The following is a 26,588-nucleotide window of genomic DNA, read 5'->3' as shown; positions in this document are numbered from 1 at the left end:
AATTTCAGAAAGGAATTTGTAATGAGAGAAAAGTATGATTCATTGTCATTAGGGGCATTAAAAGAAATTGCAAAGGCAAGAGGATTAAAAGGTATTTCAACACTGAAAAAAAGTGAACTGGTAGAACGAATGGTACAGGAAGACGAGAAGGATAAAAAAGCGGCAGAACAGAAAAAGCAGGAAGAAGCATCTGAAACAACTGCAGAACGCAGGACAGAAATCAGAACAGAGGCAAGAGAAGAGAAAAGGGCTGTATCAAGGGAGGAAAATCAGGAGAATCGCAGTGCAAGAGCGCCTATGGAGCAGTCTGAGTTGGACAGCGGAATTACGGTAAAGGGAATTTTAGAGGTGCTTCCTGATGGCTATGGGTTTATCCGAAGTGATAATTATCTTCCTGGGGACAATGATGTGTATGTATCTCCGTCCCAAATTCGCAGATTTAATTTAAAGACCGGAGATATTTTAAGAGGGAATACGAGAGTAAAAAGTCAGAATGAAAAATTTTCTGCGCTGCTTTATGTGACTCATATCAACGGATTTAAGGCCAACGAGATGCAGCGTATGAATTTTGAGGATATGACACCCATATTCCCAAATGAAAGACTTCATCTGGAGCGTCCGGGCGGAAGTATGGCCATGAGAATTACAGATCTTGTAAGCCCTATCGGAAAGGGACAGAGAGGAATGATTGTATCTCCGCCAAAGGCTGGTAAGACAACCCTTTTAAAAGATACGGCAAAATCTATTCTGCGGAACAACCCGGAAATGCATTTGATTATCCTGCTTATTGACGAGCGTCCGGAAGAGGTTACGGATATGAAAGAGGCAATTAAGGGGAAAAATGTGGAAATTATTTATTCCACTTTTGATGAATTACCGGAACATCATAAACGAGTATCCGAAATGACGATTGAGCGTGCAAAGCGTCTGGTAGAACACAAAAAAGACGTTACCATTTTCATTGACAGTATTACCAGACTGGCAAGGGCATACAACCTGACTGTTCCGCCAAGCGGACGTACTCTTTCCGGAGGTCTGGATCCGGCTGCCCTGCACATGCCCAAGCGTTTCTTTGGTGCTGCCAGAAACATGAGAGAGGGTGGAAGCCTGACAATTCTGGCAACAGCTTTAGTGGATACAGGAAGCAAAATGGACGATGTTGTCTATGAAGAATTTAAGGGTACAGGCAATATGGAACTTGTACTGGATAGAAAGCTTCAGGAAAAGAGGGTCTTCCCTGCCATTGATATTGCCAAATCCGGCACCAGAAGAGAGGATCTGCTTCTGGACAGAGAAGAGCAGGAAGCTGTGGATATTATGCGGAAGGCATTAAATGGTATGAAGTCAGATGAAGCTACTGAAAATATTCTGAATATGTTTGCAAGAACAAAGGATAATGCGGAATTTGTGCAAATGGTGAAAAAGCAGAGGATTCTTTAAAGAAAACCTTAATAAGCCTTGCATTTGGAATGAGAATATGATATAATTCAAAAGCTGTTTGAATTTGAAAACGCAATAAAACAATATAAATAATCAAAATATATAAGAGGTGAATAAAATGAGAGAAGGAATCCATCCAAATTACCAGGAATGTACAGTAACTTGCAACTGTGGAAATACATTTAAGACAGGTTCTACAAAATCTGAACTCCGTGTAGAAGTTTGCTCTAAATGTCATCCTTTCTATACAGGACAGCAGAAAGCTGCACAGGCTCGTGGACGTATTGATAAGTTCAACAAGAAATACGGCATGAATAAATAAGAGATAGAAGAGGCTGAGGTTTGAGGACTTCGGCCTCTTGTTGCGTTTGGAGGAAACATGAAATCATCGAACATTGGCGGACAGGCTGTAATGGAAGGCATTATGATGCGTCACGGGGACGTATATTCTGTTGCAGTGCGAAAGCCGGATAAAGAAATAGAGGTCAAGGTTGAAGATTATAAAAGCATTATAAAAAATAGGAAAATTCTGAGGCTTCCCATTATACGCGGTGTGTTTAACTTTATAGATTCTCTGGTGGTGGGGACAAAATGTCTGATGTATTCCGCCACTTTTTTTGAAGAGGAGGAAGAACTGGAAAAGCGCAAGGCTCTGTCAGGAGAAGAAAGGGAGAAGCAGGAGGCGAAAAAGGAAAAAGAAGATAAGGTGCTTATGACTGCCACCGTTATTTTTTCGGTTGTACTTTCTGTGGGTCTTTTTATGGTATTGCCCTATTTGCTGGCAAGTCTTTTGCATAAGGTAGGAGCAAGCGAACATCTTGTAACTGTGGCAGAGGCGTTTGTGCGAGTGGTACTGTTTCTGTCCTATATGCTGCTGATTTCTAAGATGCAGGATATCCAGAGGGTGTTTATGTATCATGGCGCAGAGCATAAGTGTATAAATTGTGTAGAAAACGGAAAACCACTGACTGTGGAGAATGTTATGGCAAGCTCACGGTTTCACAAGCGCTGCGGAACCAGCTTTCTGTTTTTTGTGATTATTATCAGTGTTATTTTCTTTTTGGGATTTTTTGCAATCGTTCCCATAAAGACTATGTGGCTGCGGATTGTAGTGCGTATTTTGCTGGTACCGGTGATTGCCGGAGTATCCTATGAATTTATTAAGTTGGCAGGAAACAGCGACAATGGGGCAGTTGCCTTTCTTTCCAAGCCAGGGCTGGCACTGCAGAAACTGACTACAAAGGAGCCTACACCGGATATGGCGGAGGTGGCAATTCAGGCTGTAGAAGCTGTCTTTGACTGGAGAGCCTATCTGGAAGAGAATTTCCAACAGACACAGGCAGACGGGGAAGATTAATATGGCAACATACAGAGAATTACTGGAAAACGGAAAGAAATATTTAAAAGAAAAACAAATAGAGGACGGAAATCTGGACGCCTGGCTTCTTATGGAGCATGTGTGCGGGATTTCCAGAACATGGTATTTTGTTCATGAACAAGAGGAAGCGCCAAAAGAGCAGGAAACAGAATATCGAAGACTTTTCAGGCTGCGTGGGGAAAAAATACCCTTACAGCAGCTTACCCATGAAGCGTATTTCTATGGAATGAAATTTTATGTAAATGAGCATGTGCTGATTCCAAGGCAGGATACAGAAGTCCTGGTAGAGGAAGTGCTGAAGGAAGCAAAAGCCGGGAAGGGACTGAGGATTCTGGATATGTGTACCGGAAGCGGCTGTATTTTGCTCAGTCTTCTGGCAAATCTGGAGGAGTCAGAGGGAACAGGTGCAGACCTTTCCCGGGAAGCCCTGAAGGTGGCAGAAAGAAACGGAAAAATGCTGGGACTTTCGGCACAGTGGATAAACAGTGATTTGTTTCAGCAGATTTCGGGAAAATATGATATTCTGGTGTCAAATCCCCCGTATATTCAGACTGCAGTGATTGAGGGGCTTATGGAAGAAGTGAAGTGCCATGAGCCCAGAATGGCTCTGGACGGAAAAGAGGACGGCCTGTATTTTTACCGAAAAATTACAGAGCAGGCAGGTGCATTTTTGAATCCGGGAGGGCTTCTTGCTTTTGAAATCGGCTATGACCAGGGAGAAGCTGTTGCCCGGCTTTTGAAAGAACAGGGCTATGAAGAGATACAGATAATCAAAGACCTGGCAGGACTTGACCGGGTGGTAACAGGAAAGAAAAATCAGGAGGAAAATCATGTTTGATAAATTAGAGGACATCTTAGTCCGCCTTGAGGAAATATTAAATGAATTAAATGAGCCGACAGTGGCAAATGATGCGAGATTTCAGAAGCTGATGAAAGAGCAGAGCGATTTGCAGCCTATTGCAGATGCATATAATGAATACAAACGCTGCAAGGAAACCGTAGAGGACAGTCTGATGATGTTAGATGAGGAATCTGACGAGGATATGCGGGACATGTTAAAAGAAGAGTTGTCAGAGGCGAAGAAGAGAATTGAAGAACTGGAAAAGGAGCTGAAAATTCTGCTTCTGCCAAAAGACCCTAATGATGAGAAAAACGTTATTGTGGAAATCCGTGCAGGTGCAGGCGGTGATGAGGCTGCACTGTTCGCAGCAGAAATCTACAGAATGTATGTTAAATATGCAGAATCCCAGAACTGGAAAACAGAAATGATGAGCCTGAATGAAAACGGCATTGGTGGGTTTAAGGAAGTTACCTTTATGATTAACGGAAAAGGCGCTTATTCCAGACTGAAATATGAAAGCGGTGTACATCGTGTACAGCGTGTGCCGGAAACAGAAAGTGGCGGACGTATCCATACTTCCACCATTACAGTGGCAATTATGCCGGAGGCAGAAGAAATTGATTTTGAGTTGGATTTAAATGACTGTAAATTTGATGTGTTCCGGGCTTCTGGAAATGGTGGACAGTGCGTCAACACCACAGACTCTGCAGTGCGTCTTACACATATCCCTACTGGAATTGTAATTTCCTGTCAGGACGAGAAATCACAGTTGAAAAACAAGGATAAAGCTTTAAAGGTTCTTCGTTCCAGACTATATGATATGGAATTACAGAAGCGTCACGATGCAGAAGCGGAGGCAAGAAGAAGCCAGGTAGGTACAGGCGATCGTTCTGAAAAAATCAGAACCTACAATTTCCCTCAGGGCCGTGTGACAGATCATAGAATTAAATTGACTCTTCACAGGCTGGACAGTATTCTGAACGGGGATTTGGAAGAGATTATAGACTCTTTAATTGCTGCAGACCAAAGCGCTCGCTTAAGCGGTCTGGAGAATTCATAAATAAAGAGAAAAGTTTTTTGAAATAAGGAGAAGTGAGAGTATGAAAAAAACAGCATTAGTCATCATGGCAGCAGGAATCGGAAGCCGTTTCGGCAAAGGGATCAAACAGCTTGCAAAAGTAGGCCCAAGTGGGGAAATTATTATGGACTACTCCATTCATGATGCTCTGGAAGCTGGCTTTAATAAAGTGGTTTTTATTATCCGCAGGGATATTGAAGAAGAATTCCGTAGCATTATCGGAAACAGAATTGAGAAGATTACAGAAGTAGAGTATGTATATCAGGATATCAATGATTTGCCGGAAGGCTTTGTCTGCCCGGCTGACCGTACAAAGCCGTGGGGAACAGGCCATGCCGTACTGGCAGCGAAAAAAGTGATTCAGGAGCCTTTTATTGTCATTAACGCAGATGATTATTACGGAAAAGAAGCTTTTGTAAAAATTCATGATTATCTGGTAGAAGAAAAACCGGCTGGGAATAAGATGGATATCTGTATGGCAGGCTTTATTCTGGAAAATACTTTAAGTGACAATGGTGGCGTAACAAGGGGTGTTTGTGCTTTAGATGAAAACAAAAATCTGATGAGTGTTACAGAAACCTATAATATTCAGAAAACACCGGAAGGACCTGCATCTGTAGATGAAGAAACCGGTGAAAAGACCATGCTGGATTCTCAGACATTGGTTTCCATGAACATGTGGGGGCTGACACCGGAATTTCTGGAGGTACTGGAGAAAGGCTTTGCAGAATTTCTGGCAGAGGTAAAACCGGGAGAAATCAAGAAGGAATACCTGCTTCCGGCAGTGGTTGACCAGATGATTAAGGAAAACAAAGCAGAGGTAGCAGTTTTAAAAACCCATGATACCTGGTTTGGCGTAACTTATCAGGAAGATAAAGAGAAAGTAATGGAATCTTTTAAAGAATTGGTAAAAAAAGGAGTATATAAAGAACAGCTCTTTTCATAATCATATTTTTGTGTTATCTTATTAAAGGATAAAAAGATAAAAAAAATGAATGATTGTGTAAAAAAGGAGTTAAGCTATGGGAAAATATTTTGGAACCGATGGTTTTCGCGGTGAGGCAAATGTAAATCTGACAGTAGAGCATGCATTTAAAGTGGGAAGATTTCTGGGCTGGTATTTCGGAAGAGAACATAAGGCACAGATTGTTATCGGAAAAGATACCAGAAGAAGCAGCTATATGTTTGAGTATTCTCTGGTAGCAGGTCTGACGGCTTCCGGTGCAGATGTGTATCTTCTCCATGTAACTACGACCCCCAGTGTTTCCTATGTTGTGCGTACAGAAAATTTCGACTGCGGTATCATGATTTCTGCCAGCCATAATCCTTTCTATGACAATGGAATTAAAATTATCAATGGAAACGGACAGAAAATGGAGGCTTCCGTGGAAGAGCAGATTGAAGCTTATATCGACGGTGAAATGGAAGAATTACCTCTGGCAAAAAGAGAGAATATTGGACGCACTGTAGACTTTTCAGCAGGAAGAAACCGCTATATCGGCTATCTGATTTCCATTCCCACCAGAGCGTTTAAAAACGTACGCATTGGTCTGGACTGTTCAAACGGAAGCGCTTCTGCTATAGCAAAGAGCGTTTTTGATGCTTTAGGTGCGAAAACCTATGTAATCCACAACAATCCGGACGGAACCAATATTAATGCTGATTGCGGCTCCACACATATCAATGAGTTGAAAGCCTTTGTAAAGGAAAATGGACTGGACGTGGGATTTGCTTATGATGGTGATGCAGACAGATGCATTGCTGTAGACGATAAGGGAGAAGAGGTCAATGGGGATCTGATCCTCTATGTGTGCGGCAAGTATATGAAGGAATGCGGAAAATTAAATAACGATACCATTGTGACAACGGTTATGTCCAATCTGGGTCTGTATAAGGCATGTGACAGAGAAGGAATCCGCTATGAAAAAACAGCGGTAGGTGATAAATATGTCTGCGAAAATATGATGGCAAACGGACACTCCATTGGCGGAGAGCAGTCCGGACATATTATTTTCTCTAAGCATGCAACAACAGGAGATGGAATTCTGACTTCTTTAAAGCTTATGGAAGTGATTATTGAGAAAAAGGTTCCGCTCAGCACACTCACAAGAGAGGTTACAATTTATCCTCAGGTGCTGAAAAACGTAAGGGTTCATGATAAAAAGACGGCAAGAGAAAATCAGAAAGTAATCGAAGCTGTAGCAGAGGTAGAAAAGGCTCTGGGAGAGGACGGCAGAATTCTGGTCAGAGAGAGCGGCACAGAGCCATTGATTCGTGTTATGGTGGAAGCAGCTACAGACGAAATCTGTGAGTCTTATGCAGATAAGGTTGTGGAAGTTATGCGTTCTGAAAATCTGATTGCCGAATAAGGAAATGAGGTTAAACAGGTGAAAAAAGGATTTGTTTTGGCAGCAGTTGTGCTGTGTTTTCTGGGCGGCTGTAAGGGCAGTGAACCTACCGCATATGAGGTTGGCACAGAACATCTGGAAAAAGAGAAGTACACACAGGCGATTGAAAATTTTCAAAATGCGATTCAGGAGGGCGACCATACAGTGCAGTCCTGGAGAGGGATTGGAATAGCCTGGAGCGGACAGGGCGTTTTTGATAAGGCGGAAGAAGCTTTTATAACAGCTTTGGGACTGACAGAACGTTCAGAAAAGGCGTTGAAAACAGATTTGTATTTTTACCTGGCAGACGCCCTGTATCATCAGGGAAAATATGAAAAATGTGCAGAAACCTGCAGTGAGCTTTTAAAGCAGCAGAAAAAAAAGGACGCTTATTTCCTGCGGGGAAGTGCGTACTTGCGGATGGACGAATATAAAAAGGCGGACAGTGATTTCTCCAGAGTGGTTTCCGGCTCTGAAAATTACGAGGATTATCTGGATATTTACAAAATTTATAAATCCTGCGAGTTGAATGCAGACGGCAGCACCTATCTGGAAAGCGCTTTGGAGATTAAGGCAAAATCCCCGGAGGATTATTACAATCAGGGGAGAGTGTATTATCATCTGCAAGAGTATGAAAAAGCGGAGAAGGCTTTAAAAAAGGCCTGGGAAGAGGAATACATCCCGGCGCTGGTGTATCTGGGAAAGGTTTATACAGAGGCACAGCAGCCTCAAGAGGCAGCCTCCATGTATAAAAAATGCCTGGAGCAGGAAGGGCTGAAGGCAGAAGGATATAACGGTCTTGCCTATTGCGCTATGCTTCAGGAAGATTATGCCGGAGCTTTGTCCTATGTAGAAAAAGGGCTGAAGGAAAAGGACGCCCAGGTGCAGCAGGCACTTTTGTTTAATGAAATTGTGATTTATGAGAAGCAGATGGACTTTACATCTGCAAAAGAAAAAATGCAGGAATACCTGGAATTGTATCCGGCAGATAAAGAGGCAGTGAGAGAGAATTACTTTTTGCAGACCAGATAGAGAATAAGAGAAACACATAGAAAAGTGCTGCCCCGGGAAAGTATATATGGAATACTCATAAAACTATTCCATATATACTTTTCCCGGGGCAGTATTTTTGTGTCATAGGACACATTTTCCTATGACACAAAAAACGCTTCACGAAATTCTTTTTTATTACAGGACAGGGGTTTCGCTTCCGTAAACCTGTACCTCATAGATGCGGGCAGCGGAGTCAGAACCCTGTGTAGGTTTCACAACAGATAATTTCACATATCTTGCATTTACCGGAGCAAAGGTATCCAGTGTTTCTCCGGCAGTGTTTTTGGTGACTGTGACAACTGGTGTATATTCCGTGCCATCTGCGCTGACAGAAATGGTGTAGGCCTTGGTATTCATATCTGCGCCTTCGCCGCCTGCTTCTGCATGGCTGAGAGCAATCTGACTTACTGTCATTTCTTTGCCAAGGTCAATAGTCAGATCATGAGGTGGAGTTCCGGTTGCACACCATTTCTTTGTGATATCTCCGTCTACTGCAAACTGAGGCGCTTCATTCTCATTGGTGAAGGCAGTTGCCTCAGCGGCCTTTCCCTGAGATAAAAGAGCAAGTTCACAATCTTTTGCCAGGTCAGAGGAAACCACAATACAGCCGGTGAGTGTTTTGGTATCTTCTCCAGATTCATTTTTTGCAGTTACGGTTACGTCGTAGATTCCTTCTTTGTCATAAGTCGCGGTTACAGAATCGCCCTCTGCGCTTTCCTGGCTGGAGCCCGGCAGTTTCCAGGTGATGTTTTCTGTGTTCTGTGAACAGCCGCTTTCAAAGGTAATGCTGGAACCAGGACCTACCAAGGTCTGAGAGGCTTTGGCGCCTGCCTTTGGAAGGCTATTATCCGGCCATTCAATCGTTGTTGAAGCAGATTTTCCTTTTTCCATAGTATTGGTAACCGGTACTACCATGAATTCGGATTTGTTTGTTTCATCAGTTCTTGGCAGAGTATTGATGTAGAAGCACTCTGTGTTGGATACACCCAGTAGGGACAGGGATTTGTCCTGATTTACCCGGTAAACTTCATAATAAGAAGCTGGCTGGCTGCTTTCCCAGGACAGGCGCACACCTGCGTACAGGCCGTCTTCATCAAATTCTACATCGTCTGCCGTAACCTTGGAAACCTCTGCTGTCTTTTCTTTTTCGGCTGTCATGGTAATGTTTCCGAAATACAGTTTATAAGAATCTGCATTTTCTTTTGTGGTTAATTCATAGGCGATTTTGCGAATATCTTTGCCTTCAAATTTGGAAAGATCATAGGTAATGGTTGTCCAGTCTTCTCCTGCTTTTTTGTCGCCTTTTATAGTTTCCGTGCTGTTGTCATCAAAGGTAAGAACCGCATTTACCTGAGTTTCCTGTGTGGCTTTTACTGTTGTGGTAAAGGTGGTATCCTTTTCTACCGGAAGGTCTGCGCTGTAAAGGTCAATGGTAGAAGCCGTGTCTTTTGCCATATTTCCCAGAAGGCGCAGGGAGGTTCCGCCATACCCAGGCATTTCCCACGTCAAAGGCGGCTGTGAGATGATTTTCCCCTTCGTTTTTAATAATCCAGCGATAGGTTGGAAGAATATCTCCGATGCTGCGGTTGTTCCAGTCCAGCTTGGAAATCTGTTCTCCGTCTTTAAAGAAGCTGTAGCCGCTTCCGGTGTTGAAATTGGTTACAAAAGGCAGAGAAGTAATGGCAGATTTTTCTGTTACATAAGTGGAAACACCGTGCCACTGTTCTGCAGAAGCATATTTTATGTCTGCGGAAGGGTCGCTCTTACTGTTTACCCAGAGGTTGTTTTCTTTTTTATGGAAGTCATCCAGGTTCTGTGCAGAGGAATAAGCCCAGTTCGGACAGTACAGCCCGAGAGAAGTATGTGCAGTGCCGTCTTCACCTGCGAATAAATCCCAGCGCACAGGAGTCATATATCCGTTTGCCTGTACGTCTACACCTGCAAACAGGTCATAGGAATCCAGCCCCAGCTCTTCTGCTTTTTTGGCAGAGGCTTCCAGAAGTTTCTGGTCAGCCAGTTTGTCTTCTGTCCACCAGAAGTTTAAGAAACATTTCATCAGCCACAGGGTTTCCCTCAGAATCCTGAAGGAACATGGAGTTCTTATCTGTCAGGGCATTCTGCCAGTCGATTTTTCCCTCAGAGGTCATGGAATCATAGTAGATTACCTTGGATTCCGGGGCTTTTTCTTTCATGTATTTGATAAAAGCCTGCATTTTTGTGGCATATTCCGGTGTCAGAGGTTTGCTTTCACTGCCTTCTGTTTCCTGATTAATGAACCAGCCGTCAAAGCCGTAGAGTTCTGCTACTTCAATGAGCTTATCTGCCAGAGGGAAGGATTTGTCTTCTTTTTGTGTCAGGAAGGTATCCAGCCATTCTGTTTTTCCGCCAGATACGTCCTGCGGGAAGAATACAGTACCAATAACAGGCACACCGTTTTTGTGCCCCAGGTCTGTGACATCAGGGCTTGGAGGCACAATCAGACCTTCGCCTGAAGAGCCGCCCCAGTACACCAGTTCATCGACATACTGCCAGTAAGTGAAGATATTGCAGTCTGCCTTATTCAGTCCATGAGGTGCATTACCGCTGGTGCTGGAGTTCATAATGGAAATTGCCATAACTTCAGTATCTGTATTTTGGGTACTGTTTACAGGGGTGAGGTTATCTTTATCCACTCTTTCGGCAAGAGGAATCGTGCTGACATTGTAAGCCAGATCTTTGTCCTCATCAGGATTCCATTCCAGAAGCTGTTCAGGAAACCAGTAAGAGGATTCCGGTTGCTTGTTCATGACAAGCTCTTTGTTTTCGTTTTCCTCTGTGACCTGATATTTACTGTCTGTCTTTTCTGCTTTTGGGGAATCAGAAGACGGAGTCTGACAGGAACACAGACTGGCAGCCATAAGCACAGACATTCCTGCGGCTGCCGGTTTTAAAAATTTTGTTTTCTTTTTCATAAGAATCTCCTTTCATAAGTTCTCCTTTACAGGATAATATACTAGAAAAAATGCAAGAAAAATAGTGGAAAGATAATAGGTTTTCTGTACGAATTATATAATAATTGGAGAAAAAAGTGCGGGGGCTTGCGGGAACGGAGAGAAGGAAGTATCATAAGAGCAAGAAAAAAGACAGGAGAAGTGTATGGAGTTATATGAATTAAAGGAAGAACAGGAACGTGTGGTTTTAGTAGGCGTACAGACGCAGGACGGAGATGATACAGAGGAATCCTTAAAGGAACTGGAGGAGCTGGTAAAGACAGCAGGAGCAGTGTCGGTGGGAACTGTAATACAGAGCCGGGAAGCGATTCACCCGGGATATTATGTGGGAACTGGAAAACTGGAAGAAATCCGCATGGCAGCAGATGCCTATCATGCAACAGGAATTGTGTGTGATGACGAGCTTTCCCCTTCTCAGATGAATAATCTGGAGCGGGAGCTGGGGTTGAAAATCATGGATAGAACTGTAGTGATTCTGGATATTTTTTGCTGCCAGAGCCAATACCAGCGAGGGTAAAATACAGGTGGAGCTGGCGCAGCTTCGATACCGGGCAGCCCGACTTACCGGCCTGGGAACTTCCATGTCCAGACTGGGTGGTGGAATCGGAACCAGGGGACCGGGCGAGAAGAAGCTGGAAATGGACAGGCGGTTGATTAAAGCCCGGATTTCTCAGTTAAAGAAAGAACTGGAACAGGTGAAACGCCACAGGGAGCTGTTGAGAGAGGGCAGAAAGCGGGAGAATATCAAAACCGCTGCTATTGTTGGCTATACAAATGCAGGAAAATCTACACTTTTAAATACCCTTACAGATGCCTGTGTACTGGAGGAGGACAAATTATTTGCAACTTTGGACCCTACGACCAGAGTGCTGGAGCTTCCGGGAAAGCAGAAGATTTATCTGACAGATACGGTAGGATTTATCCGAAAGCTGCCTCATCATTTAATTGAGGCATTTAAAAGTACCCTGGAGGAAGCAAAATATGCGGATTTTATTATCCATGTAGTAGACGCGTCCAATCCTCAGATGGAAGAGCAGATGTATGTGGTGTATGAAACCCTTCAGGAACTGGGCGTACAGGATAAAAAAATGGTTACCTTATTCAATAAGCAGGATAAATTAACTGATGAAGGAATTTTCCGTGATTTTAAGGCTGATTATGTAATTAAGACGGCTGTTAAGACCGGACAGGGGCTGGAGGAGCTGAAAAAGGTTCTGGAAAAGCTGCTGACAGAAGACCAGATTTATATAGAGCGGGTGCTGGATTATCAGGAAGCAGGACAGGTACAGCTTATACGCAAGTACGGACAGTTGATTTCTGAAGAATATACAGAAGCGGGAATTGAGATAAAGGCAAGGGTACCGAGGGATATATACGGAAAAATCGGCGGAAAATAAAAATTCAGCCAACCACAGGGTGCGAAATGTGGTTGGCTGAATTTTTTATACGGAAATCAAATTTCCTCTATCGAAAAGTAGTCTTATTTCTGATTTTTTTTAGCCTCAGCCATTTTCATAGCACGAACTTTTAACGGAAGTCCGAATAAGGTGATGAAGCCGTCTGCATCGTGATGGTCATATAAGTCGCCGGTTGTAAAGGAGGCCAGAGATTCGTCATATAAGCTGTATGGAGAGGTTGTGCCTGCTTTGATGATGTTGCCTTTATACAGTTTGAATTTTACTTCTCCTGTTACATACTGCTGTGTGGATTCCACGAATGCCTGGATTGCCTCGCGAAGAGGTGTGAACCATTTTCCTTCGTATACAATCTGTGCAAACTGGCTGCCCAGCTTCTTTTTCATTTCCATGGTGTCGCGGTCTAAAATCAGTTCTTCTAACTGGTTGTGTGCTTCCATAAGAATGGTTCCGCCTGGTGTTTCGTATACGCCGCGGGATTTCATACCCACGACACGGTTTTCTACGATATCAATGATACCAATGCCGTTTTCGCCGCCTAATTTATTCAGTTCAGTGATGATTTCAGATACCTTCATGGCTTTTCCATTTAAGGTTTTGGGAACACCGGCTTCAAAAGTCATAGTTACTTCTGTTTCCTTGTCCGGAGCTTTCTGAGGGGTCACACCTAACACCAGCAGGTCATCATAATTTGGTTCTGCAGCAGGGTCTTCCAGTTCCAGTCCCTCGTGGCTGATATGCCATAAATTTCTGTCACGGCTGTAGCTGTGGCTTGCGTCAAAGGGGAGGTCAATTCCGTGAGCTTTGCAGTAAGCAATTTCATCTTCACGGGACTGCATCGTCCAAACATCAGTCATACGCCATGGGGCAATAATTTTTAAATCAGGTGCCAGAGCCTTAATACCCAGCTCGAAACGAATCTGGTCATTTCCTTTGCCGGTCGCACCGTGACAGATAGCAGAAGCGCCTTCTTTTCTTGCGATTTCTACCAGACGCTTTGCAATACCCGGGCGAGCCATGGAAGTACCCAGAAGGTATTTGTTTTCATAGACAGCGCCTGCCTGTACGCAGGGAACAATGTAGTCATCACAAAACTCATCAACAATATCTTCAATATATAATTTGGAAGCGCCGGAAAGTGCGGCACGTTCTTCCAGTCCGTCCAGCTCTGCACCCTGACCGCAGTCGATGCAGCAGCAGATTACTTCATAATCAAAGTTTTCCTTTAACCAGGGAATTAAGGCTGTAGTGTCCAACCCGCCGGAATATGCTAAAATTACTTTTTCTTTCATGATGAATATCCTCCTTATCATTCACAACATTTATATGAATTTATCTGTTTTGTTTTCGTTGGTATTAATATACAACAAAAATTATAATTATGCAATAGAAAAATGCAAAAAATGAAAAAAATTTTAGGAGTGCAGACAGATATAAAGAAAGGTTATGTCTGCCATTACTCAGAAGAATCCTATGTATTCCTATTATATATAGGGATATGTACAGGGGATGAAGAAAAGAAAAGGAAAAAAGAAAAAAGTGAAAAATTACAAAAAATACTTGCATATATAAATGGAGAGATGTATAATTATTCAAAAATTCATAGAAATATGCAGGAAGAAAAAGAAAGGATACACAGAATTTCTTGCAGAGAAAAATATTCAGGAGTATGATGAATAAAATATGGAAGCGAGGGTGAAGACCATGATTAAAGTAGGAATTATTGGTGCGACAGGATATGCAGGACAGGAACTGGTTCGGCTTTTAAAAGGACACGGCAACGCAGAGGTCAAATGGTTCGGCTCCAGAAGCTATATTGATAAAAAGTATGCCCAGGTTTATCAGAACATGTTTGAGATTGTAGAGGACACTTGTCTGGACGACAATATGGAGGAATTGGCAGAGCAGGTAGATGTGATTTTTACGGCAACTCCCCAGGGGCTGTGTGCCTCCATGGTAAATGAGGATATTCTTTCCAAGGTGAAAATCATTGATTTAAGTGCAGATTTCCGCATCAAAGATGTATCTGTATATGAAGAATGGTATGGATTAGAGCATAAATCACCTCAGTTTCTGCCCGAGGCGGTGTATGGTCTGTGTGAAATAAACAGGGACAAAATCAGACAGGCAAGACTGGTAGCAAATCCGGGGTGCTATACGACTTGCAGTATTCTCACCTGTTATCCATTGGTAAAGGAAGGGATTATTGATGCTAATACCCTGATTATTGATGCAAAATCCGGAACCTCCGGTGCAGGAAGAGGGGCGAAGCTGGATAATCTGTTCTGTGAGGTCAATGAAAATATAAAGGCTTACGCAGTAGCAACCCACCGCCACACACCGGAAATTGAGGAACAGCTTGGATATGCAGCAGGAAAGGAAATTACACTGAACTTTACCCCGCATCTGGTTCCTATGAACAGGGGAATCCTGGTGACAGTTTATGCGTCCCTGACAAAGCAGGTATCTTATGAAGAGGTAAAGGCTGTATATGATAAATATTATGGAAAAGAGCAGTTTATCCGTGTGCTGGAAAAAGACGTAAATCCCCAGACCCGCTGGGTGGAAGGCAGTAATTATACGGATATTAACTTTAAAATTGATCCCAGAACAAACCGCATTGTTTTAATGGGCGCCATTGATAATCTGGTCAAAGGAGCTGCCGGACAGGCGGTGCAGAATATGAATCTGTTATTCGGAGAAAAGGAAAGCAGGGGGCTGGAACTGGTACCCATGTTCCCATAAGAAGGAGGAGGCAGACTGATGAAGGTTATTGAAAACGGAATTACAGCGGCAAAAGGATTTCAGGCAGCAGGAATCGCGGCAGGGATTAAAAAAGGAAATAAAAAAGATATGGCAATGGTGTACAGTGAAAAACCCTGTCAAACAGCTGGAACCTTTACCACAAATGTAGTAAAGGCAGCTCCTGTAAAATGGGATAAATATGTGGTGGATCATGCAGCTTTTACCCAGGCCATTGTATGCAACAGCGGCATTGCAAACGCCTGTACAGGGGAAGAGGGATACGGCTATTGTAAAGAAACCGCCTTGGCAGCAGCAGAGGCGCTGAAAATTCCACAGGAGGCTGTGCTGGTAGCTTCTACCGGAGTCCATCGGACCAGCAGCTTCCCATTGAAACCTTAAAGGAAGGGGTGAAAAATCTGGTTCCTGTGCTTTCTGATTCCAGAGAGGCAGGGATTCTGGCAGCCCAGTCTATTATGACTACAGATACTGTGAAAAAAGAATGTGCTGTGGAAATTGAGCTTTCCGGAGTCAAGGTTACCATTGGGGGTATGTGCAAGGGTTCAGGTATGATTCACCCCAATATGTGTACCATGCTGGGATTTGTCACCACAGATGTACATATAAAGAAAGAACTTTTGCAGGAAGCTTTAAGCGAAATCGTGCAGGATACTTACAATATGATTTCCGTAGACGGGGACACGTCTACAAATGACACAGTTTTGGTATTGGCAAACGGTATGGCGGGAAATCCTGTTATTCAGGAAAAAAATCAGGATTACGAGATGTTTAAAGACGCGCTTTTATATGTAAATACCAGTCTGGCAAAGCAGATTGCAGCAGATGGCGAGGGAGCTACCGCGCTTTTTGAAGTAAAGGTAACAGGAGCAAAGATGAAAGAAGACGCTGTGACACTGGCGAAATCTGTAGTGACCTCCAATCTGACAAAGGCAGCTATTTTCGGACATGATGCCAACTGGGGAAGGATTCTCTGTGCCATGGGATATTCCGGGGCGCAGTTTGATCCGGAAAAGGTAGATTTGTTCTTTGAAAGCACAGCGGGGAAAATACAGATTTTAAAGAATGGTGTGGCGGTGGATTACAGTGAAGCAGAGGCAACAAAGATTCTGTCTGAGAAAAAAGTGACAGCCATTGCAGATATGAAAGAGGGAGATGCAGAAGCTGTGGCGTGGGGCTGCGATTTGACCTACGACTATGTAAAAATCAACGCGGATTACAGGTCTTAATCAGTGAGGGATGATAGAGATAGAAGACAGAAGGGCAGGGAGAAGAATATGGTAAAACAGAAATATCTTGATAAGGCAGAAGTATTGATTGAGGCGCTTCCTTATATTCAGCGCTTTAACCGGAAAATCATTGTGGTAAAATACGGCGGCAGCGCCATGGTGGATGAAGAATTAAAAAAAAGCGTGATACAGGACGTGGTTTTATTAAAGCTGGTGGGATTTAAGCCCATTATTGTACACGGCGGAGGCAAGGAAATCAGTCGATGGGTAAACAAGGTGGGAAAAGAACCCAAATTTGTCAATGGACTGCGTGTTACAGATGCGGAAACCATGGAACTGGCGGAAATGGTCCTGGGAAAGGTGAATAAAGAACTGGTAAGTCTTGTGGAATCCCTGGGAGTAAAGGCTGTGGGATTAAGCGGCAAGGACGGAGGGCTTTTAAAGGTGGAGAAAAAGTTTTCCGATGGGCAGGACATTGGTTTTGTGGGAAATGTGACAGAAGTGAATCCTAAAATTTTGTCAGATCTTCTGGAAAAGGATTTTCTTCCTATTGTCTGTCCCATTGGTATGGACAGTGAATATGCTGCCTATAATATCAATGCTGATGATGCAGCCTGTGCCATTGCCAAAGCCATGCATGCAGAAAAGCTGGCGTTTCTGACAGATATTGAAGGCGTTTATAAAGATCCGAAAGACCCGGAAAGTCTGATTTCCAAGCTGTTTGTAAAAGAAGCAAAGGAATTGATTTCCAATGGAAATGTGGGTGGCGGCATGATTCCCAAGCTGCAGAACTGTATTGACGCCATTGAGGAGGGAGTTTCCAGAGTCCATATTCTGGACGGAAGAATTAAGCATTGTCTGCTTCTGGAAATTTTCACAGATAAAGGTATCGGAACCGCGATTTTAAGGAAGGAGGCCATACAGCATTATGATGTGCAGTAAGGATTATATAGAATTGGCAGAAAACAGTATTCTGCATACCTATAACCGTTTTCCAGTAGTACTTGACAAGGGAAAAGGTGTGTACCTCTATGATTTGGAGGGAAAAGAGTATCTGGATTTTGGAGCAGGGATTGCTGTTTTTTCTCTGGGATACGGAAATGAAGAATACAACGAGGCGCTAAAGGGACAGATTGACAAGCTGATACATACCTCAAACCTCTATTATAATGTACCTATGGCAGAGGCAGCGGATAAGCTTTTGAAGGCGTCAGGCATGAGTCGGGTGTTTTTTACCAACAGCGGAACAGAGGCTATTGAGGGGGCAATTAAGGCAGCCAGAAAATATGCCTGGTTAAAGGATAAAAGCACAGACCACGAAATCATTGCCATGCGCCATTCCTTCCACGGCAGAAGCCTTGGGGCATTGTCCGTCACAGGAAACAGACATTATCAGGAACCATTTAAGCCCTTAATCGGAGGTGTGAAATTTGCGGATTTCAATGATTTGGACAGCGTAAAGGAAGCAGTGACAGAGAAGACCTGTGCCATTATTCTGGAAACAGTGCAGGGAGAAGGCGGCATCTATCCTGCAGAAGAGGGATTTTTAAAAGGGATAAAAGAAATCTGTGCGGAAAAGGATATTCTTCTGATTCTGGATGAAATTCAGTGCGGTATGGGACGGACAGGAAGCATGTTTGCCTGGCAACAGTACGGTGTAGAGCCGGATATTATGACCTGCGCAAAAGCATTGGGCTGCGGTGTGCCGGTGGGAGCTTTTGTGCTGGGAGAAAAGGCAGCGGCAAAATCTTTAGAACCTGGGGATCACGGAACCACCTATGGGGGAAATCCCCTTGCCTGTGCAGCCGTGAGCAAGGTGTTTGATTTATTTGAAAAACAGGATATTTTGGCGCATGTGCGAGAAATTACCCCTTATTTGGAGGAAAAGTTGGACGCACTTGTGGATAAGTATGATTTTTTGAAAGAGCGGCGTGGAAAAGGTCTGATGCAGGGACTTGAGGTTATGGGAAGACCGGTAGGTGAGATTGTTTCAAGAGCATTGGGAAACGGGCTGATTGTGATTTCGGCAGGAACCAATGTCCTGCGTTTTGTACCGCCTTTGATTATAAGCCGCAGTCAGATTGATGAAATGACAGAAAAGCTGGAAAAAAGCTTTTAAAAAGAAGAGGTATAAAAACCGTTCCTCTGGAAATTCTATGTAACAAGATAGAAACGGAGGGACAAAATCATGTGGGGAATTTTGATTGCCTTGCTTTCCGGCGCGTTGATGAGTGTGCAGGGGGTTTTTAATACCGAACTTACAAAGCAGACCAGTCTGTGGGTATCTACCGGGTGGGTACAGATTTCGGCTTTTCTGATTTGCGTGCTGGCATGGCTTTTCACCGGAAGGCAGGAGGTGAGCGCGCTGGCGCGGGTAGATCATAAATATTTACTTTTGGGAGGAGTTATCGGTGCGTTTATTACCGTGACCGTGATTCAGAGCATGTCTTCCCTTGGACCGGCCAAGGCAGCCATGCTCATTGTAGTGGCGCAGCTTGCCGTGGCATATGTCATTGAGCTTTTGGGGCTGTTCGGAGTGGAAAAGGTAAGCTTTGAATGGCGCAGACTTTTTGGCATGGCTGTTGCTATTGTGGGAATTATTATTTTTAAGTGGGAAAAATAGAAAAAAACAGCGCTATTCCATAAAACTTCTTTTGTGGGACAGCTCTGTTTTTTGACTTGCAGAAAAACCTGTAAAGTGCTATAATACAAATACATATCAGATTGATATCCGGCGTTTCAGCCAAAGATTTCCAGAGATTGAACAAAAGTAGTAAACAGCAGAAGTGTGTTGTTTTGCAAAGAAGTTCCGATTTTGATATTGTAAAGAGTTTTCAAATTCGTTACAATAGGAATGTATGTACACATCCTGCTGTTTTGCAGAGTTCTTTTGCAGTATGCAGAAAGCAGGTGTGTGAAAATGAAGAAAACGGGTTTTTTAGGAATGTTTCTGGTAGTTTGCTGTCTGTGGATAACTAGCTGCAGCAGGGAAGAACTTGTGATTGAACAGCCCGAAGGAAAACAGGCCCAGGAAGCAGAAGAGGCAGAGTTGGAAACAGAATCCGGAGAACAGAAGTCTGCAATGGCAGAGGAGCAAAACCAGAGCAGCGGGCAGAAAGAAGACGACAGAGAAATCTGGATAGACGTAAGCGGGGCGGTGAAAACGCCAGGAGTTTACAGGCTGAAAGAAAATGCCAGAGTTTTTGAGGCTGTGCAGGCAGCAGGGGGATTTTCTGAGAACGCAGATACCCAGTGGCTGAATCAGGCGGCCTTGCTGGTTGACGGAGAGAAAATTCAAGTATATACTTTGGAGGAAACCAGACAGCTGAAGGAGCAGGGGGCTATACAGCCAGGCTGTGTATCAGACACTACAGAGGTTTCAGATACAGAATCCGGGGGAGGCAGCAAGGTGAATATTAATACTGTTGATGCAGCCGGACTCCAGGAAATTCCGGGTATCGGAGAAGTCAGGGCAAAAGCCATTGTAGATTACAGAGAAGAAAACGGGTTGTTTGGAAATATTGAGGCAATACAGGAGGTTCCCGGTATTAAGGGAAAAACCTTTGAAAAAATACGGAACTATATCACCACAGAATAAGGAGAATGAGATGAGTAAGCGAGTATTGGTCGTAGATGACGAAAAATTGATTGTAAAAGGAATTCGGTTCAGTCTGGAACAGGAAGGCATGGAGGTAGACTGTGCCTATGACGGAGAGGAAGCCCTGGAAAAGGCGAAGACAAAGGAATACGATATGATTCTTCTGGATATTATGCTTCCAAAGCTCACAGGACTTGAGGTGTGCCAGCAGATTCGGGAATTTTCTTCTGTTCCCATTATTATGCTCACTGCAAAGGGTGAGGATATGGACAAAATTCTGGGACTGGAATACGGTGCAGATGATTATATTACAAAGCCCTTTAATATTCTGGAGGTGAAAGCCCCGCATTAAGGCAATTATGAGAAGGACCAGAAAGGAAGAAAAAAAAGAAAGTGCAGGAAAAACCCTGGTAAGCGGTGATTTGAAGCTGGACTGCGAGGGGAGAAGAGTATTTATTGCGGATCGGGAAATTAATCTGACAGCAAAAGAATTTGATGTGCTGGAGCTTCTTGCCAAAAATCCAAACAAGGTATACAGCAGAGAAAATTTGCTGAATCTGGTATGGGGATATGAGTATCCGGGCGATGTCAGAACTGTTGACGTGCATATCCGGCGTCTGCGCGAAAAGATTGAAACCGTTCCCAGCGATCCGAAATATGTGCATACAAAATGGGGAATCGGATATTATTTTCAGGGATAGGAAAAACAGATGAAGATAAAGAAGCAACTGACTTTTTTTAAAAGTCTTAGATTTCGGATTATGGTGCTGCTGGTGGTGATCGGGTATCCTGCCCTGCCTGATTACAGAACGGTTTATTGTACGCAGCTATGAAAAACAGGCTGTGGAAATGCGGAAAATCAATGTAAAGAATCAGTGCGATATTCTGGGTAATCAGCTTATGAAGGAGGGCTATCTGAAATATCAGCAGTCAGAGATTATTAATAAAGAGCTTTCTCTGCTTTCTACTATTTATAACGGCAGAATCCTGGTTATTAACCAGAGCGGCAGAATTGTAAAGGATACCTACGGGATTGACGAGGGCAAATATGCACTGTCAGAAGAGGTGATTCAGTGCTTTGAAGGGGAGGATACCAGTTGTTATGACAAAGAAAATGCCTATATTGAGCAGACCATTCCTCTGACTGACGAGCAGACGAAGCAGATTGAGGGCGTGATGCTGGTCAGCACTTCCACAGGAGAAATTGTGGATAGCATTGCAGTTCTGGAACACAGAGGCGGACTTTTGATGCTGGCAATCTGTGTTATTGTGCTGGGACTTGGCTTTGTATTATCCAAAGTACTTGTGAAACCTTTCTCCAGAGTAGGAAAGGCTATTGAAGAGCTGACAGATGGTTATCTGGACGAGGAGATTTCTGTGCCGGATTATACGGAAACAGAGATGATAAGCAGTGTGTTTAATAAAATGCTGAGACGTATGAAGGTTCTGGACGATTCCAGACAGGAATTTGTGGCAAATGTATCCCACGAACTGAAAACTCCCATGACGTCCATTAAGGTTCTGGCAGATTCTCTGGCAGGGCAGGAAAATGTGCCGGTGGAGTTGTATCAGGAATTTATGCAGGATATTGCAGTAGAAATTGACCGGGAAAATCAGATTATCACAGATTTGCTTTCTCTGGTAAAAATGGACAAAAAGGCTTCGGAGCTGAATATTGAAAAGGTCAATATCAATGAGCTTATGGAAAACATCTTAAAGAGGCTGAAGCCCATTGCAGATAAGAAAAAGGTAGAGCTGGTGCTGGAAAGCTATCGTCCCATTGTGGCAGAGATTGACGAGGTGAAACTGAGTCTGGCGCTTACCAATCTGGTAGAAAACGGGATTAAATACAATGTGGAGGACGGCTGGGTGCATGTGACCTTAAACGCAGACCACAAGTATTTCTATGTGTCTGTAGCGGATTCAGGCATTGGTATCCCAAAGGAATCCATAGACCGGATTTTTGAACGTTTTTATCGGGTGGATAAGTCTCATTCCAGGGAAATCGGCGGAACCGGGCTTGGACTTGCCATTACCAGAAATGCCATTGTGATGCACAGAGGCGCCATTAAGGTAAAGAGCGAGGAGCATAAAGGAACTACCTTCTCTGTGAGAATCCCTCTGAATTACATTGCATAAGGAGATGTAACGTGAAAAAAAGAATAACCGCTGCGCTGCTTCTTCTGGCAGCAGGCCTTATGGTTTTACTGGCAGGCTGTAAGGAAGAAGAGGAGCAGAAGAGCAAAACAGAATATCATATGTATTATCTGTCCCCTACGGAAACCACTTTGGAAGAAACAGATTACGAGCCTTCTAAGCGAAATACAGAGGCTATGGTGCATGAAATTGTGAACATGCTGCAGGAAAAACCCAAAAGCGAGGAATATCTTTCTCTGTTCCCAAAAGAAGTTGTTATTGAGGACTGTGTTTACGAAGGACAGACAGTCACCCTTACTTTTAACCAGGAGTATAAAAAGATGAAAAATACCAGAGAACTTCTGGCAAGGGCGGGAATTGTCAAGGCGCTGACACAGATTCCCGGAGTCACTTATGTGGAGTTTTATCTGGGAGAAGATCCTATGTCAGATTCTGCCGGAACCGTTATCGGAAAAATGGATTCTGCGTCCTTTGTGGAAAATGAGGGAGAAAATATCAATTCCTATGTGCAGAGCAATCTGAATCTGTATTTTGCCAGTGAAGACGGAGAAAAACTGGTGAAGGAAAATGTTTCTGTGTATTACAGCAGCAATGTCCCCATTGAGCGAGAGGTGGTAGAGCGGCTTTTAAAAGGACCGGGAAGTTCCGGGCTGCAGCCGACCCTTTCTCCTAATACAAAGATACTGGGAGTTTCTATTGTGGAGGGAATCTGTTATGTCAATCTGGACAAAAGCTTTTTAAGCGATACCATGAATGTACAGGAAAAGCTGCCCATTTACTCCATTGTCAATTCCCTGACAGACGCCTGCAATGTCCGTGGTGTACAGATATCCGTGGAAGGAGAAACAAAGGTGACTTTTCGGGAGAGTATGAAACTGGACGAAATTTACCATGCAGACTATGAGATGGTACAGGACAGTGAGGAGCAGGAGGAAAATGAATAAAAGACCATTGTGTATGGCTGCTGTTTGCTGGGCAGTCCTGCTGTGGCTTTTGGGACAGGCGGGGATATCGTTTTTTACTTATGCCCCGCCCGTGCTTCCTTTGCAGGCTTCGGCCTCAGGAGCAAGGGTAACCGGCATTGTTTACCGGGTAGACTGCTATAGCTACAGCACAAATCTATATCTGAAAAAGACAAATCTGATTTTAAATTCTAAAAAATATCCCATAGACAGAATCAAAGTAACTGTGAAAAATGAAAAAACACCAGAGAAGATAAAACCTGGCTGTGAAGTGCTGGTAAAGGGTGATTTGCAGGAAATTCCCCTGCCCTCTAATCCGGGACAGTTTCATGAGCGGGCATATTATTATCCAAGGAAGATCAAGTGGTATCAGGAGGCATCAGGGGTAGAAGTCACAGAGCCGGAAAAGGATAAGTTTTTGTGTGTACAGGCAAAACTGAAGGAAAGGCTGAAAAAAGGAATATACAGTACAGTATCGGAAAAAAAGGCTGGTATTTTGGAAGCCATGCTTTTGGGGGACAAGGGAAATATCGGGACGGAAAACAAATTTCTGTTTCAACTTATGGGTTGTTCCCATATTCTGGCAGTATCGGGAACCCATTTATCTGTAATAGGCGGTTTGCTATTTGGTTTTCTGAGAAAAATAAGAATTCCCTATAAAACGGCAGGGGGCATGACAGTTCTATCCATGGGCTTTTATGGAAGTCTGACCGGAAACGGAGCGGCCATTTTACGGGCTGTAATTATGTTTGCAGTGTCTGTGGGAGCGTTCTGGACAAAACGCACCTATGATTTTTTGTCAGCAGCAGCTCTGTCAGCGATTTTGCTTCTGTTAGAAAGCCCTCTGTATCTTTATGACAGCAGTTTTTTGCTTTCCTTTGGTGCGATTCTGGGATTGGGGTCTGTTTTTCCTGTCCTTTTTTCTGAAAAAGCAGGAGAAAAAAGAGGAGAAAGCAGAAAAGAAAAGCTGTGCAGAGGAATTGCGGCAGGTTTACAGTTGGGAATTTCTGTATGGCTTGTATTGTTGCCTGTTGTCATGTACTTTTTTTATGAAATTCCTGTATGGGGAATTTTTATCAATCTTCTGATTTTACCCACTGCCGGGATTTTGCTCACTTTTGGGCTTTTGGGCTGTTTGCTGGGAATGGTTTTTCCGCTGTTTGGAAGAATAGTGATGCTTCCCGCAGCAGGGATTCTGGAAATATACCTGGATACAGGGAAGTTAGCCGCTTATATTCCAGGGGCTTTGTGGATAACAGGGCAGCCAAAGCTGTGGAAATGTGCAGGATACTATGTGCTGCTGTCCCTGGGACTTTTTTGGAAATGTAAAAAAGAAAGACAAAAGAGAAAGTGCGAAAAAGACAGAAAAAGGAGGGAAGAACTTGTACTGTGGGGTATGCTCACAGGAGCCTGTTTGCTGTTGCTCATCAGGCTTCCCGGTTCAGGGGTAATTGTTACCTTTCTGGACGTGGGGCAGGGGGACTGCGCCTGTATTCAGACAGATGCACACAGCGGATATCTCATAGACGGAGGAAGTAGTACCGTGTCCGGAGTTGGCACGTATCGGATTCTGCCTTTTCTGAAGGCATCGGGAATCAGAAAAATAAAGGGGATTTTTGTATCCCATATGGACGAGGACCATGTAAACGGTATTCTGGAATTACTGGAAAGCATCGAAAAAAGAAAAACCTCTCTGAGGGTGGAACGAATTTTTCTGTCCGCATGCAGGGAAACTGAGGAAAAGAGGAGGGAGCTGGAAAGGGTGGGGAAGGCAGCAGGCTGTGAAATCCTTTATGCAGAAAAGGGAACATGCATAAAGGACAAGTCTGTGGTGCTGGAATGTCTGTCGCCTTCTGGCAAATACCGGGGAGATTGGGAAAGCAATGAGGCATCTCAGGTGTGGAGAGTTCAAAGCAGGGGCTTTTCTATACTGTTTACCGGAGATGTACAAGAGCGGGGAGAAAAGGGGCTTCTGGGAGAAACAGGGAAGTGTCAGGTATTAAAGGTGGCGCATCATGGATCTAAAAATTCTACACCGGAGGAGTTTTTAAAGGAAGTAAAACCAGAAGCTGCTGTTTTGTCCTGCGGAGAGGAAAATCAGTATGGGCACCCACATAGAGAACTACTGGAAAGGCTGGAAAAATATGCCGGACAGATTTATAATACAGCAGAGGTTGGAGCCGTGGGTATGGAAGTGGGAAAAGGGAAAATCAAGATTTTCTGTTACAGGGAAAGGGAATCGTGATATAATAATTACACGTTGACGAGAATAAAAGAGGATAGTGATTATGAAAAGCTTACAGGAAGATATAAAAAATCAGGATTTTAAGAAGGTGTACCTGCTCTGCGGCGAAGAGGATTATTTAAAACAGCAGTATAAAAGAAAACTAAAGCAGGCGCTTCTGCCGGACGAGGATACCATGAATTTTGCTTATTTTGAAGGAAAGAAGACTGAGCCGGGGGAGGTTATCAGTCTGGCGGATACGCTGCCCTTTTTTGCGGAGCGACGAGTACTTCTTCTGGAAAATACAGGCTTTTTTAAAGGGCAGTGCCAGGAGCTGCCGGAATATCTTGCAGGACTGCCGGATTATTTGTGCATGATTTTTGTGGAACAGGAAATAGATAAGCGAAGCCGTATGTACAAAGCAGTGAAAAAATACGGAAGAGTCGTGGAGTTCGGAACACAGGATACCAACACTTTGATGCGCTGGGTTCTGGGTATGATGAAGAAAGAGGGAAAGCAGATTACCCAGAGGGATATGGAGTTGTTTCTGCAGAAGACAGGCACAGATATGGGAAACATAGAAAGAGAGCTGGAAAAACTCCTGTGTTATACCATGGGAAGAAATGTAATTACAGCAGCAGACATTGCAGCAGTCTGCACCACACAGATCACGAATCATATTTTTGATATGCTGCGGGCAGTGACAGATAAAAACCAGAAAAAAGCCCTGGATTTATACTATGATTTATTGGCATTAAAAGAGCCGCCTATGCGGATTCTGTTTCTTCTTGCCAGACAGTTTCATCTGATTTTGCAGGTAAAGGAGCTGGCAAAGGAAGGCTATGACCAGAGTCAGATAGCAAAGAAGGCAGGATTGCAGCCCTTTGTGGTGAGAAATTATCTGGCATATGCCCGTAAATACAGAGAAGAGGAGCTGCGAAATGCTGTGGAGGAATGTGTGAACACAGAAACAAAGGTAAAGACCGGATATATGACAGACAGTATGAGTGTGGAGCTTTTGCTGGTAAAATTCAGCAGTAAATAAAAATCGCCTGACTGATGACGGTTCAGTCAGG

21 protein-coding genes and 4 pseudogenes are annotated in these 26,588 nt (G+C 43.7%); 21 read left to right on the top strand and 4 right to left on the bottom strand.

Annotated elements, in window-relative coordinates:
• The first annotated feature begins 21 nt into the window (after positions 1-21).
• The 8 genes from rho (at position 22) to DQQ01_RS13415 (ending at position 8,156) form a co-directional block, all read left to right on the top strand.
• Positions 22-1,440 (top strand): transcription termination factor Rho, encoded by a 1,419-nt coding sequence (gene rho, locus DQQ01_RS13450; protein WP_111920434.1) that lies wholly within the window; start codon positions 22-24, stop codon positions 1,438-1,440.
• A gap of 118 nt (positions 1,441-1,558) precedes the next feature.
• On the top strand, positions 1,559-1,762 hold the full coding sequence (gene rpmE / locus DQQ01_RS13445; protein WP_003022634.1) for a 50S ribosomal protein L31: 204 nt from the start codon (positions 1,559-1,561) through the stop codon (positions 1,760-1,762).
• A gap of 57 nt (positions 1,763-1,819) precedes the next feature.
• On the top strand, positions 1,820-2,797 hold the full coding sequence (locus DQQ01_RS13440; RefSeq protein ID WP_111920433.1) for a DUF1385 domain-containing protein: 978 nt from the start codon (positions 1,820-1,822) through the stop codon (positions 2,795-2,797).
• 1 nt (position 2,798) lies between these two features.
• Positions 2,799-3,656 carry a peptide chain release factor N(5)-glutamine methyltransferase gene (gene prmC, locus DQQ01_RS13435; protein WP_111920432.1) on the top strand — a complete coding sequence of 286 codons (858 nt, stop codon included), beginning with the start codon at positions 2,799-2,801 and terminating at the stop codon, positions 3,654-3,656.
• The gene (gene prfA, locus DQQ01_RS13430) at positions 3,649-4,719 is read left to right on the top strand and encodes a peptide chain release factor 1 (RefSeq protein WP_111920431.1); all 1,071 of its coding nucleotides are present in this window, start codon (positions 3,649-3,651) and stop codon (positions 4,717-4,719) included. The genes prmC and prfA overlap by 8 nt, the downstream gene beginning before the upstream one ends.
• A 40-nt stretch (positions 4,720-4,759) precedes the next feature.
• Entirely contained in the window at positions 4,760-5,683 is a 924-nt protein-coding gene (locus DQQ01_RS13425; RefSeq protein ID WP_111920430.1) for a nucleotidyltransferase family protein, read from the top strand.
• 76 nt (positions 5,684-5,759) lie between these two features.
• A complete protein-coding gene (glmM, locus tag DQQ01_RS13420) occupies positions 5,760-7,106 on the top strand; it encodes a phosphoglucosamine mutase (RefSeq protein ID WP_111920429.1) in 1,347 nt (448 codons plus the stop codon).
• Positions 7,107-7,124: 18 nt separating this feature from the next.
• On the top strand, positions 7,125-8,156 hold the full coding sequence (locus tag DQQ01_RS13415; RefSeq protein ID WP_242980403.1) for a tetratricopeptide repeat protein: 1,032 nt from the start codon (positions 7,125-7,127) through the stop codon (positions 8,154-8,156).
• A 156-nt stretch (positions 8,157-8,312) separates the two neighbouring features.
• Here DQQ01_RS13415 and DQQ01_RS16725 read toward each other — a convergent pair whose 3' ends face one another.
• The 3 genes from DQQ01_RS16725 to DQQ01_RS16960 are packed head-to-tail and all read right to left on the bottom strand — an operon-like array spanning position 8,313 to position 11,128.
• On the bottom strand, positions 8,313-9,632 hold the full coding sequence (locus DQQ01_RS16725) for a discoidin domain-containing protein (RefSeq protein WP_242980402.1): 1,320 nt from the start codon (positions 9,630-9,632) through the stop codon (positions 8,313-8,315).
• Positions 9,604-10,233: an endo-beta-N-acetylglucosaminidase gene (locus DQQ01_RS16965; RefSeq protein ID WP_278278152.1), complete on the bottom strand. Its 630-nt coding sequence runs from the start codon at positions 10,231-10,233 to the stop codon at positions 9,604-9,606. Before DQQ01_RS16965 ends, DQQ01_RS16725 begins: the two co-directional genes overlap by 29 nt.
• Complete coding sequence (locus DQQ01_RS16960) at positions 10,187-11,128, bottom strand: endo-beta-N-acetylglucosaminidase (RefSeq protein WP_278278151.1); 942 nt, start codon at positions 11,126-11,128, stop codon at positions 10,187-10,189. Before DQQ01_RS16960 ends, DQQ01_RS16965 begins: the two co-directional genes overlap by 47 nt.
• 184 nt (positions 11,129-11,312) lie before the next feature.
• Between DQQ01_RS16960 and hflX the strand changes: the two are divergent.
• Positions 11,313-12,564: pseudogene (gene hflX, locus DQQ01_RS13405) on the top strand (GTPase HflX).
• 83 nt (positions 12,565-12,647) lie between these two features.
• On the opposite strand, the gene DQQ01_RS13400 reads toward hflX, so the two are convergent.
• Entirely contained in the window at positions 12,648-13,874 is a 1,227-nt protein-coding gene (locus DQQ01_RS13400; RefSeq protein WP_111920428.1) for an argininosuccinate synthase, read from the bottom strand.
• 111 nt (positions 13,875-13,985) lie between these two features.
• Here DQQ01_RS13400 and DQQ01_RS13395 point away from each other — a divergent pair, with 111 nt between their 5' ends.
• The 12 genes and pseudogenes from DQQ01_RS13395 (at position 13,986) to holA (ending at position 26,557) form a co-directional block, all read left to right on the top strand.
• Positions 13,986-14,255: a hypothetical protein gene (locus tag DQQ01_RS13395; protein WP_111920427.1), complete on the top strand. Its 270-nt coding sequence runs from the start codon at positions 13,986-13,988 to the stop codon at positions 14,253-14,255.
• 31 nt (positions 14,256-14,286) lie between these two features.
• On the top strand, positions 14,287-15,327 hold the full coding sequence (argC, locus tag DQQ01_RS13390; RefSeq protein ID WP_111920954.1) for an N-acetyl-gamma-glutamyl-phosphate reductase: 1,041 nt from the start codon (positions 14,287-14,289) through the stop codon (positions 15,325-15,327).
• 18 nt (positions 15,328-15,345) lie between these two features.
• A pseudogene (argJ, locus tag DQQ01_RS13385) lies at positions 15,346-16,571 on the top strand (bifunctional glutamate N-acetyltransferase/amino-acid acetyltransferase ArgJ).
• 48 nt (positions 16,572-16,619) lie between these two features.
• A complete protein-coding gene (gene argB, locus DQQ01_RS13380) occupies positions 16,620-17,513 on the top strand; it encodes an acetylglutamate kinase (RefSeq protein ID WP_111920426.1) in 894 nt (297 codons plus the stop codon).
• Positions 17,503-18,690 (top strand): aspartate aminotransferase family protein, encoded by a 1,188-nt coding sequence (locus DQQ01_RS13375; RefSeq protein WP_111920953.1) that lies wholly within the window; start codon positions 17,503-17,505, stop codon positions 18,688-18,690. The genes argB and DQQ01_RS13375 overlap by 11 nt, the downstream gene beginning before the upstream one ends.
• 69 nt (positions 18,691-18,759) lie before the next feature.
• Positions 18,760-19,194 (top strand): DMT family transporter, encoded by a 435-nt coding sequence (locus tag DQQ01_RS13370; RefSeq protein WP_111920425.1) that lies wholly within the window; start codon positions 18,760-18,762, stop codon positions 19,192-19,194.
• 297 nt (positions 19,195-19,491) lie between these two features.
• On the top strand, positions 19,492-20,169 hold the full coding sequence (locus DQQ01_RS13365; RefSeq protein ID WP_111920952.1) for a ComEA family DNA-binding protein: 678 nt from the start codon (positions 19,492-19,494) through the stop codon (positions 20,167-20,169).
• A gap of 10 nt (positions 20,170-20,179) precedes the next feature.
• Positions 20,180-20,870: pseudogene (locus tag DQQ01_RS18245) on the top strand (response regulator transcription factor).
• A gap of 9 nt (positions 20,871-20,879) precedes the next feature.
• A pseudogene (locus DQQ01_RS13355) lies at positions 20,880-22,308 on the top strand (sensor histidine kinase).
• A gap of 11 nt (positions 22,309-22,319) precedes the next feature.
• Entirely contained in the window at positions 22,320-23,270 is a 951-nt protein-coding gene (locus tag DQQ01_RS13350) for a GerMN domain-containing protein (RefSeq protein ID WP_242980401.1), read from the top strand.
• Complete coding sequence (locus DQQ01_RS13345) at positions 23,263-25,533, top strand: DNA internalization-related competence protein ComEC/Rec2 (protein WP_162624323.1); 2,271 nt, start codon at positions 23,263-23,265, stop codon at positions 25,531-25,533. Before DQQ01_RS13350 ends, DQQ01_RS13345 begins: the two co-directional genes overlap by 8 nt.
• Positions 25,534-25,576: 43 nt before the next feature.
• Positions 25,577-26,557 carry a DNA polymerase III subunit delta gene (holA, locus tag DQQ01_RS13340; RefSeq protein WP_111920423.1) on the top strand — a complete coding sequence of 327 codons (981 nt, stop codon included), beginning with the start codon at positions 25,577-25,579 and terminating at the stop codon, positions 26,555-26,557.
• Positions 26,558-26,588 lie beyond the last annotated feature (31 nt).

Origin of the sequence: Blautia argi, assembly GCF_003287895.1 — a bacterium.
Taxonomy (GTDB): Bacteria; Bacillota; Clostridia; order Lachnospirales; family Lachnospiraceae; genus Blautia; species Blautia argi.
The sequence above is the reverse complement of the archived record's forward strand: the minus strand, read 5'-3'. Positions and strand labels throughout refer to the sequence as shown.